Raw genomic sequence first — 10,817 nt, 5'->3', positions numbered from 1 at the left:
ATGGCTCCAGCCATTCCTCTCGCAACCTACCGGCTTCAGCTCACCGCGGATTTCGACTTCGACAAGGCCGCCGCGGTGGTGCCCTACCTGAAGGCGCTGGGAATCACGCATCTCTACACCTCGCCGGTGATGAAGGCCCGCAAGGGCTCGACGCACGGCTATGACACCGTCGACCACAGCCAGTTCAATCCGGAGCTCGGCGGCGAGGCCGGCTTCGCGCGGCTGAGCGAGGCGCTGACGCGACACGACCTCGGCCTCATCATCGACTTCGTACCGAACCATGTCGGCGTGCACTTCGCCGACAATCCTTGGTGGCTAGACGTGCTGGAATGGGGCCAGGCCTCGCCGCACGCCGTCTCCTTCGATATCGACTGGGATCAACTGGCCTTCCGCGCCCGCGGCGGCGTGCTGCTGCCGATCCTCGGAGCGTCCTATGGCGAAGCGCTCGAGAGCGGCGATATCGAGCTGCGCTACGATCCCAACGAAGGTAGTTTTTCCGCCTGGTATTTCGAACATCGATTGCCGATCGCGCCGGAGCGCTATGGCGAGGTGCTGCGGATGATCGTGAAGGACGCCGACGCCGCCGAGACCGAGACGGGCAAGCGCCTGCTGTCGCTCGCGGCGCGCTACACGGGACTGCGCCGCCCCAACCGCAAGGAAGCACCCGGCTTCAAGGCGGAGCTCAGGGAGATCGCAGGCAGCGCCGATATCATCGGGCGCGGCCTCGGCGCCTATCGCGCGGCCAAGGACCGTCCCGCGCAGACGCTGGCGCTGCATCATTTGCTGGAGCGCCAGCACTACAAGCTGGGGCACTGGCGGCTTGCCTCCAGCGACATCAACTATCGACGTTTCTTCGACGTCAACGGGCTCGCCGGCATGCGCGTCGAGGATCCCGGCACGTTCGCCGCCACGCACCGGCTGGTGAAGCAACTCATTGCCGACGGCAAACTGCAAGGCATCCGGCTCGATCATATCGACGGCCTGCGCGATCCCGCGCAATATTGCCAGCGGCTGCGCCGGCTGGTGCGCGACGCTCAGGGCACCACAAAGCCGTTCTATACGGTGATCGAGAAAATCCTGTGCGAGCACGAGCGCCTGCCGCATTTCGCCGGCGTCCAGGGCACCACCGGCTATGAGTGGATGAACGCCATCACTCACGTTCTGGTCGACGCCAAGGGGCTGGAGGCCATGGACGAGACCTGGCGGCAGATCAGCAACCGGCCGCCGCGGCTCGCGCCTTACGTCAAGGACGCCAAACGGCGCGTGCTGGAGACGCTGCTGACCAGCGAATTCACGGTTCTGACGCGCCTGCTTGCGCGCATCGCCAACGGGCACTACTCGACCCGCGACTTTTCCGCTGACAGCCTGCGGCAGGCGCTCGAGCTCTATGTGCTGCATTTCCCGGTGTACCGCACCTATTTGACGACAAGCGCGCCAACGGCGAACGATCGTAAGCTGATCGACAACACCATCGAGCACGCTCGCCGGGAATGGTTCGCCGCGGACGAAGGCATTTTCGACTTCCTGCGCGACGCCCTCACCATGGACCTGCTCAAGCCCGGTCGTCCCCCGCACAGCGCCCCGCGGGTGCGCCGCTTTGCGCTGAAGGTGCAGCAATTCACCGGGCCGATGATGGCGAAGTCGTTGGAGGACACCGCTTTCTATCAATTCCACCGGCTGCTCGCCCTGAACGAAGTCGGCGGCGATCCCGCGAGCAAGGGCCTCACCATTCCCGCTTTCCACGAGACCATGCAGGCCCGCGCCAGGGAATGGCCGCAAGGGATGACGGCGACCGCCACGCACGACACCAAACGTGGCGAGGACGCCCGCGCGCGGATTGCTGCCTTAAGTGAAATTCCCGGCGAATGGACCAGCGCCGTGGCACGCTGGAAAGTCCTGAACGCGCCGCACCTCGCGCTCGACGGCAATCTGCGCGCTCCGTCGGCAACGTTCGAATACATGCTCTACCAGACGCTGCTCGGCGCCTGCTCCCTCCAGGAGCCGGCCGATGCCGGTTTCGTCGCGCGTATCCAGGCCTACGCGCTCAAGGCCGCGCGCGAGGGCAAGGAGGAGACCAGCTGGCTCAACCCGCACGAGGCCTATGAGAACGGCGTCAAGAGCTTCATTGCGAAGATCCTCGATCCCGCGCAATCAGGCGAATTCCTGGAGGCGCTGAACACGCTGGCTCGCCGCGTCGCGCTGCTCGGCGCGCTGAACGCGCTGAGCCAGCTCACGCTCAAGGCGACATTGCCGGGCGTACCCGACTTCTACCAAGGCACCGAATTCTGGGACCTGTCGCTGGTCGATCCCGACAACCGCCGCCCGGTGGATTTTTCCGCGCGACATGCGGCGCTGGGCAGGCTGGAGAATCCGGATTGGAATCACCTAATCAAGAGCTGGCCGGACGGTCAGCTCAAGCTGGCCTGGACGCGGCACCTACTCAAGCTGCGCAACGAGCTGCCCGACGTCTTCGCGCGAGGTGACTACCAGCCGCTTCAGGTGCGGGGCGCACATGCCGACCATGTCGTAGCGTTTGCCCGCCGCCACGGCCGGGCTGCGGCGATCGTCGCGGTCGGGCGCCAGTTCGCACCCTTCACGCAAGCAGGACGCGAATGGCCGGCGCTCGATGGGGCCGACGCCACCATCGACGTTACGGGCTATAACGTGCCGGGCTTCGCCGGCAACGATCTGCCGCTCGCGCAGGCGCTTCGCGGTTTTCCAGCTTCGGTGATCCCGGCGCGCCCCGCGGGTGCGGCGAAGCCGGTGCGGCAGCGCGCCCGCGCTTGAGCGCTAACTTTTCGTGTCTTTGCCCAACAGCAGCTGGCCGCGCTTGCGGATCGTGGCCTGCGCCATCTCCGCAAAACGCTGCAACAGCCAAGGCAGCACCACCTGCACCTTGACATTGTCGTCGGCGACGTCGACCTGCCCCGTCGCGATCTGCCCGAGCGCGCGGATGCGGAAATTCATGCTGTCGCCGCTCCAGCTCTCCTCCTCGACCTGCATCACGGGAATGCTCGCCGCAGCGCGGCCTAGCCCAGTCTTGAGCCGGCGCACCGCCTCCTCGCGGCCCAAGCGGTGGGGAATGGAGACGACAAGCGGTGCTGACATGGCTCTGCCCGGTTAGTGATTGAACCTCACATAGTCATGCCCGGCGGTACCACAAAGGTTCCATGCAAGTTGCGCGTGCACCCGGTGTTTCATTGGCGGAACTTTAGAACCTGCGGCAAGTTGCCCTCGCACCACGGGACAGGTTGCAAACGACCCTTCTAACGAAGGGCTGGAGGAGATTTCCGCATGTCTATCGGTACGATCATTCTGATCATTTTGGTCATCGCGCTGCTCGGCGGCTTCAGCGGCATCGGCGGCGGCCCGTTCTACGGCACCGGCTATTACGGCGGCGGCGGTCTCGGGCTCCTCATCGTGATCCTGCTGATCCTGCTCCTGCTGGGACGGATCTAGCCACCAAACGAAGATCTAGTAGGGTGGGCAAAGGCGCAATGCGCCGTGCCCACCTTTTTGCTCGGCTGAGAGAAGATGGTGGGCACGCTTCACTTTACCCACCCTACTTCGTTTTCCCGGCGAGCTTCTTGATCGCCGCCTTGATCGACGCGGCTGCATCGTCATAACCATCCCACGCCTTCGATCGCGCCAGCAAGCCGGGCACCGTCCGCACCGTGTACCGCTTCGGATCGAGGTCGCTCTTCACCTGCGCCCACGTGACCGGCATCGACACAGTCGCACCATCTCGCGCACGCGGCGACAGCGGCGCCACCGCCGTCGACATCCGATCGTTGCGCAGATAGTCCAGGAAGATCTTTCCGTTGCGCAGCTTCTTCGACATGTTGAGCAGATAGCGCTCGGGAGCGTCGTCCGCCATCCACTGGCAGACGCCTTGCGCGAAGGCCTTGGCCTCCTTCCAGCTCACCTGGTCGCGCGCGCCGTGACGCAGCGGGACCACGACGTGCAGACCTTTGCCGCCGGTGGTCTTGCAGAAGCTTTCCATGCCGATGTCGGTCAGCCGCTGCCGCATCTCCTTGGCGGCCTCAACGACCTCGGCGAAGACGACGTCGGGCGCGGGATCGAGATCGAACACCAGCCGGCCCGGGGTATCGTAGGCGTAGGGCGCGCAATTCCAGGGATGCAGCTCGACGCCGCCGATCTGCGCCACGGCCGCGAGCCCTTCGATGCGGTCGATCTGCAAATAGGGCTTGCGGTCGCCGGAGACCCGCGCGAGCTCCAGAAGGTTCGAGGTGCCCTGCATGGCGTGGCGCTGGAAGAAGCATTCGCCCTTGATGCCGTCAGGGGCGCGGATCAGCGAGCACGGCCGGCCCTTGAGATGCACGATCATCCATTCGCCGACGGCTTCGAGGTAGCGCGCGAGATCCAGCTTGGTAACGGGATCGCCATTGCCGTCGTCCGGCCACAGCGCCTTGTCCGGCTTCGAGAGCACGACACCCATCACTTCGGCAGTGCCGGCTTGCGCTGTTCGTGCACCGGTCTTCGCTTGCGCGCGCGGCTTCGCGCGCTGCTTCGTCGAGGGCTCGGCAAGCTCGGTATCGACCGGTGTCTCGGCCTCGACCTCCTCCGCCGGCTTGTCCTGCCGCAGACCCTTGAAGGCGGCCTGGCGGATATTGCCGTCGGCAGTGAAGCCGGCGAACTCGATCTCCGCCACGAGCTCCGGCTTCAGCCAGTGCACCTCGCGCGTCTTTTTCGGTGCGTTCTTGCCGCCGAAGGGGCTTTGCTTCGCCTCCATAGCCTTCAAGGACGGCATGATGCGCTTGACCTTGTCCGCGCCGAAGCCGGTGCCGACCATGCCGACGAAGGCGAGATGATCACCGCGGTGCACGCCGGCCATCAGCGAACGGAATTTGCCATTGGTGGTCTTGTAACCGCCGATCACGACCTCATGGCCGGCGCGGCATTTTGCTTTGGTCCAGCTTTCTGTCCGCCCCGAACGATAGGGCGCGTCCAGCTTCTTCGACACCACGCCCTCGAGCTCGAGCTTGCAGGCGGATTGCAGCACGGCGTCGCCGCCGCTTTCGAAATGCTCGACATAGCGAATCTGGCTCGATTTGCGCTTACGCGCTTCCAGCAGCTCCTTCAACCGCGCCTTGCGCTCGCCGAGCGGCAGCCGGCGATAATCGAGGCCTTCCGCAAACAGCAGGTCGAACGCAAAGAAGATGAGCTCCTCGGTCTTGCCGTCCGACAGCGCCGCCTGGAGCGACGAAAAATTGGGTGCTCCATTGTGGTCGAGCGCGACGATCTCGCCGTCGACCATCATATCCGGCAGCGCGCCCGCCTCCTTCGCGATAGTTGCGAATTTTTCGGTCCAGTCGAGGCCTTTGCGCGTCTTCAACGTCGCCTTGCCGCCCTCGACCCGCAGCTGCACGCGGTAGCCGTCGAACTTGATCTCGTGGCACCAGCCGTCGCCGCCCGGCGGGCGCTCGACCGACGTACAGAGCTGCGGCGCCACGAAATCCGGCATCTCCGCCGCCTTGTTCGCGGTCGTCGCGGTCGTCGCTTTCTTCTTGACTGTTTTGCCGGTTTTCAACGCCGCGCGGGGCGCCGGCTTGACCGTGCGCTCTTTCGCCTCGTCCGCCCGGTTGGACTGCCAGACCGCGTCGGCCTTGGCCTTGGTGCCCTTCGCCAGCATGAACGGTTTTGGCGCACGGCCCTTGCCTTCGGCGATCTGATCCATCGCGCGGCCGGAGGCGACCGATTTGTCCTCCTCCAGAATGTCGTTGTCTGCGCCCTCGCGAACATATTCGTCGCGATGCTTGATCAGGAGCCAATTGGTCCGTTTGCCGCCGGTGCGGTCGTTGCGCATGCGCACCAGGACCCAGCTGCCGTGCAGCTTCTCGCCGTGCAGCGTGAACTTCAGATCGCCCTTCTTGAAACCGCGTTCGGGATCATCGGATTCCCAGGTGCCGCGATCCCACAGCATGACCGTGCCGCCGCCGTACTGGCCTTCCGGAATCGTGCCTTCGAAGTCGCCATAGTCGAGCGGATGGTCCTCGACCTCGACGGCCAGCCGCTTGTCGTGCGGATCGAGCGAGGGCCCTTTTGTCACCGCCCAGGACTTGAAGACGCCATCGAACTCGAGCCGCAGATCGTAGTGCAGCCGCGAAGCGTCATGCTTCTGAATCACGAAGCGGCGCTGCTTCGACGGCGCCACCGCGGTCTTGCCCGATGGCTCGGGCGTCTTCTCGAAATCACGTTTCTGTCGATACTTGGAGAGCTTTTGCAGCACGACTGGTCCCGGATTCTCTTTGGCGTGAAGCCTATCACGGCCCGCATCCCACCCGGAACCAAAACCCCGCGGGACGGTTGGGGTTCCAAAATGACTCGCAGACGCTGGAGAACGGAATGGCACCGCGCGCCTATTGGAAGGGAACGTTGAAGCTCTCGCTGGTCAGTTGCCCCGTTGTGCTTTATCCGGCGACCACCGCGGCCGAGAAGACGCGGTTTCACATGATCAACCGGGAGACCGGCAACCGGTTGAAGCAGCAGATGATCGACGCCGAGACCGGCGACGTCGTCGAGAGCGACCAGAAGGGGCGCGGCTACGAGCTGCGCAAGGGCAAATATGTCGAGATCGAGCCGGAGGAGCTCGAAGCGGTCCAGATCGAGAGCAACCACACCATCGACATCGAGAGCTTTGTGCCGAGCGACGAGATCGACCAGCGCTATCTCAACCACCCCTACTACATCGCGCCCGACGGCAAGGCCGCGGTCGATGCTTTTGCCGTGATCCGCGACGCCATGAAGGACCAGGATCGCGTCGCGCTCGCCAAGATCGTGCTCACCAATCGCGAGCACATCATCGCGATCGAGCCGCTCGGCAAGGGCCTGCTCGGCACCACGCTGCGCTTCCCCTACGAACTGCGCGACGAGGACCAGTTCTTCGACGACATCAAGAGCCCGAAGATCACCAAGGACATGGTTGAGCTCGCCGGCCATATCCTCCAGACCAAGACCTCCCATTTCGATCCCAGCAAGTTCAAGGACGACTACGAGACCGCGCTGAAGGCCCTGGTGAAGCGCAAGGCCAGCGGCAAGACAATCGAACTGCCGGAGCCCGAGGAGAAGCCGAGCAATGTGGTCAGCCTGATGGATGCGCTGAAGCAGAGCTTGAAGGGACGCGGCGGGAAGAAGACGGCGGCGAAGTCCCATGCGCGCCGGGCGTCGGGGCGAACGGGCGCCGCGAAGAAGACGCATCGGTCGACAGCGCGGCAGAGGAAGGCGGGTTAGCTCTCCACCGCGCACCTCACTCTCTTCCCTCAAGGTGAGGAGGCGCGAAGCGCCGTCTCGAACCATGCAGGCCTCGCTGCAACAGTCGGGACCTTCATCCTTCGAGACGCGCGTTCCGCGCTCCTCAGGATGAGGGATGCAGCGTCAATCCCCCGCCTTCAGCCGATAGCCGATCCCCGTCTCCGTCAGCACATGTTGCGGCCGTTCCGGATCCGCTTCGATCTTTTGCCGGAGCTGGCGGACATAGACGCGGAGATATTGCGCGTCGGTCAGCTCGTCCCATAACTCCCTCAGCAGGAAGCGGTGGGTGAGCACCTTGCCGGCGTGCTGCACCAGCACACGCAGGAGGTCATATTCCTTCGGCGACAGTTTGACGTCGCGCTCGCCGACCCTGACGACCCGGCGCACCAGATCGACCGAGAGATCGCCGGCACGAAACACCGGCCGTTCGCCCTGGATCTGAAGCTGGTGGCGCAGCGCGGCGCGCAGGCGCGCCAGCAGCTCGTCCATGCCGAACGGCTTCGTCAGGTAATCGTCGGCACCCAGATCCAGCGCCTGCACCTTGCCGGCCTCATCGCCACGGCTCGACAGCACCACGATCGGCACAGCTTCGTTGCGGGCGCGGATGGTACGCAACAGCTCATGGCCCTGGATGTCGGGCAGGCCGAGATCGAGGATGATCAGCGCGGGATCCTCGCTGAGCTTCTCCAGCGCGGTCTTGCCGTTCGACGCCTCCAGGATCTCATAGCCTTGCGTCGAGAGCCCCATCCGCAGCAATTTGCGGATCGGCGGCTCGTCGTCGATGACCAGCACTTTGATCGGGGCGGCGCTCATGCGGCGGTATCCAATGCACGGGTCCGGGCGGGAATGGGCAGACGGATGGTCAGAACCGCGCCGCTCCGGTCGCTGCGATTCGCCGCCGAGATCGTGCCACGCATCGCCTCGACGAAGCCGCGGGAGATGGCGAGCCCGAGCCCGGTGCCGGGACGGACATGGTCGCCCTTCTGCACGCGATAAAACTTGTCGAACACCCTCTCGAGCTCCTCAGACGGAATGCCGTCGCCCTCGTCGGCAATCTGGAGCACCACATGATCGCTGTCGCGCCGGCTGCGGATCGAGACCGTCGCGTGGGGCTGCGAATATTTGGCGGCGTTGTCGAGCAGGTTGAACAGCACCTGCTCGAACAGCACCGCATCGAGCTGGAGCATAGGAAGGTCTGCGGCCAACTCCAGCTCCACCTTGTGGGCGGTGAGGATCTTGGCTGCCCGCCGGAGCGCGCTGCCGACGATCTCTCCGAGATCGTGCAACGCAGCGTTGGGCACGATGGCGCCGGATTCGAGCTTGGTCATGTCGAGCAGATTGGCGATGAAGCGGTTGAGCCGTTCGGATTCGTCGATGACCGTCGCGAGCAGGTCGCGATTCTCGGTGTCGGAGAGCGCGCTGGCGAGATCGCGCATGGTCGAGGCCGCACCCAGCACGGATGCGAGCGGCGTCTTCAGGTCGTGTGAAATCGAGGTCAACAATGCGGAACGCAGCCGCTCGGATTCGACGGAGCGCTTGACGCGATCGACGTCCTCGACCAGCAGCACGCGTTCGATCGCCAGCGCGCCCTGGTCGACCAGCGCGTCGAGCAGCCGGCGCTGGTCCGGCGTCAGCAAGGGACCGGTGCGGTCGTTGTCGATTCCGATGACCCCGATCGGGCCGCGCCCGGTGCGCATCGGCAGGAATAGCCGTTTTGCACCAGGCAGCGTGTCCGAGCCGCGGCCTGCAGGCCGGTCATTGCTCCAGGCCCAGTTGGCGGCCGCAAGGTCGGCCTGATCGAGATCGTCCTCGGGCGGATAGCCCGACTTCACCGTGAGCAGCCCTTCGTCCGGCAACAGCAGCACCACGCGGACTTTCAGCATCAGCGCGATCTGGTAGGCGGTCGCCCACAGCACGTCGTCGAGCGTGCCGGTGCCGGCGAGCTTGCGGCTGAAAGCATAGAGCTGCTCGGTGGTCCGGATGCGGCCGATCGCAGCATCAGCCTGGGTGCGGACCCGCCCCGCCACATTCGACACCACGAACGCAATCAGCATGAAGAAAAAGAACGCCGCGACATTGGTCGGATCGGTAATGGTGAAGGTATAGACCGGCGGCAGGAAGAAGAAATTGTAGGCGAGGGACGCCGCGACACTCGCAAGCAACGACGGCCACAATCCGTAGCGCACGGCAACCGTCACCACGGCGGTCAGAAACATCAGGTCGACGTTCTCAATGCCGAAATACGGCTTGATCGCCACGGCGGCAGCGAGGCCAAGCGCGGTGATCCCGACCGCCTTCAGATAGGGCCGCCCATCGAACGGGTCCGATCGCGTTGCGGTCTGTACCGCCGTCTTCGGCGGCGGCTCGTTCGTGAATTCGTCGCCAGGGATGACATGCACGCTGATGTTACCGGCGCGGCGCACCAGATCGCGCACGACGGAGCCGCGCGTCATCTCGAACCAGAGCGAGCGCGTGGACTTTCCGATCACGATCTGGGTGACGTTGTTGCCCTGCGCGAAGTTGACCACGTCGTCGGCGAGGCGGCGGCCGACGCCCGGAATCGTCAGTGCCTCGCCGCCGAGCGATTCCGCGAGCCGCAGCGTATCGGCGAGCCGGTCGCGCTCCTCATCGGACATTTGCAGGGACCGCCGCGTCTCGATCGACACCGCGATAAACGGCGCGTGCAGCCGGTCGGCCAGCCGCTTGGTGTAACGCACGAGGCTGGCCGCGCGCGGATCTTCGCTGATGCAGACGAGGATGCGCTCGCCTGCGGCCCAGGGACCGGCGATCGCGTTCGCCTGCATGTGGCTGAGTAGCTGCTCGTCGACCCGTTCGGCCGTGCGCCGCAGCGCGAGTTCACGCAGCGCGGTCAGGTTGCCCGGCGAGAAATAATGCTCCAGCGCCCGCTCGGCCTGCCTGGGGACATAGACCTTGCCTTCCTTCAGGCGCTGGATCAGGTCGTCGGGCGTGAGGTCGATCAGCTCGATGGCGTCTGCGCGGTCGAACACCGAATCCGGCACGGTCTCGCGCACCCGCACATGGGTGATCTGCGCGACAACGTCGTTCAGGCTCTCGATGTGCTGGATATTGACGGCGGTGTAGACGTCGATGCCGTGGGACAGCAGCTCCTCGACATCGAGATGGCGTTTTGGATGGCGACAAAGGGGAGCATTGGTGTGGGCGAGCTCGTCGACCAGCGCGATTTTCGGGCGGCGCGCGATCACGGCGTCGAGATCCATTTCTTCGACAATCTGGCCGCGGTAGTCGAGCTTCTTGCGCGGGATCACTTCCAGCCCACGCACCAGCGCCTCTGTCTCGGCCCGGCCATGGGTCTCGACGAAGCCGACCACGAGGTCGATGCCGGCCTTGCGCTTGGCGTGGGCGCTTTGCAGCATCTCGTAGGTCTTGCCGACGCCGGGAGCGGCGCCGACGAAGATTTTCAGCTTGCCGCTCACGCCCTCCTCCCGGCGCGCGGCCTCCAGCAGCGCCTCGGGCGAAGGACGTTGTTCGGGATCGCGGCGCTCTCGGACCATCAGATCAATATA

7 protein-coding genes are annotated in these 10,817 nt (G+C 64.8%); 3 read left to right on the top strand and 4 right to left on the bottom strand.

Going from position 1 to position 10,817, the window contains the following annotated elements:
* On the top strand, window positions 1–2,787 hold the full coding sequence (gene treY / locus IVA93_RS08215; protein WP_018454052.1) for a malto-oligosyltrehalose synthase: 2,787 nt from the start codon (window positions 1–3) through the stop codon (window positions 2,785–2,787).
* 3 nt (window positions 2,788–2,790) lie between these two features.
* Here the strand turns inward: treY and IVA93_RS08210 are convergent, their stop codons facing one another.
* Complete coding sequence (locus tag IVA93_RS08210) at window positions 2,791–3,108, bottom strand: polyhydroxyalkanoic acid system family protein (RefSeq protein ID WP_026232659.1); 318 nt, start codon at window positions 3,106–3,108, stop codon at window positions 2,791–2,793.
* A gap of 186 nt (window positions 3,109–3,294) precedes the next feature.
* Between IVA93_RS08210 and IVA93_RS08205 the strand changes: the two genes are divergently transcribed.
* Window positions 3,295–3,459: a DUF3309 family protein gene (locus IVA93_RS08205; RefSeq protein WP_018454050.1), complete on the top strand. Its 165-nt coding sequence runs from the start codon at window positions 3,295–3,297 to the stop codon at window positions 3,457–3,459.
* Between the two features lie 103 nt (window positions 3,460–3,562).
* Here IVA93_RS08205 and ligD read toward each other — a convergent pair whose 3' ends face one another.
* Window positions 3,563–6,250, bottom strand: a complete 2,688-nt coding sequence (gene ligD, locus IVA93_RS08200) for a DNA ligase D (RefSeq protein ID WP_018454049.1) — start codon at window positions 6,248–6,250, stop codon at window positions 3,563–3,565.
* 116 nt (window positions 6,251–6,366) lie between these two features.
* Between ligD and ku the strand changes: the two genes are divergently transcribed.
* A complete protein-coding gene (gene ku, locus IVA93_RS08195) occupies window positions 6,367–7,251 on the top strand; it encodes a non-homologous end joining protein Ku (protein ID WP_018454048.1) in 885 nt (294 codons plus the stop codon).
* A 144-nt stretch (window positions 7,252–7,395) separates the two neighbouring features.
* Here the strand turns inward: ku and IVA93_RS08190 are convergent, their stop codons facing one another.
* A complete protein-coding gene (locus tag IVA93_RS08190) occupies window positions 7,396–8,085 on the bottom strand; it encodes a response regulator transcription factor (RefSeq protein WP_018454047.1) in 690 nt (229 codons plus the stop codon).
* A complete protein-coding gene (locus IVA93_RS08185; RefSeq protein WP_247337735.1) occupies window positions 8,082–10,805 on the bottom strand; it encodes a DUF4118 domain-containing protein in 2,724 nt (907 codons plus the stop codon). Before IVA93_RS08185 ends, IVA93_RS08190 begins: the two co-directional genes overlap by 4 nt.
* Window positions 10,806–10,817: the final 12 nt, after the last annotated feature.

Source organism: Bradyrhizobium sp. 155, assembly GCF_023101105.1.
Classification (GTDB): Bacteria; Pseudomonadota; Alphaproteobacteria; order Rhizobiales; family Xanthobacteraceae; genus Bradyrhizobium; species Bradyrhizobium canariense_D.
The sequence above is the reverse complement of the archived record's forward strand: the minus strand, read 5'-3'. Positions and strand labels throughout refer to the sequence as shown.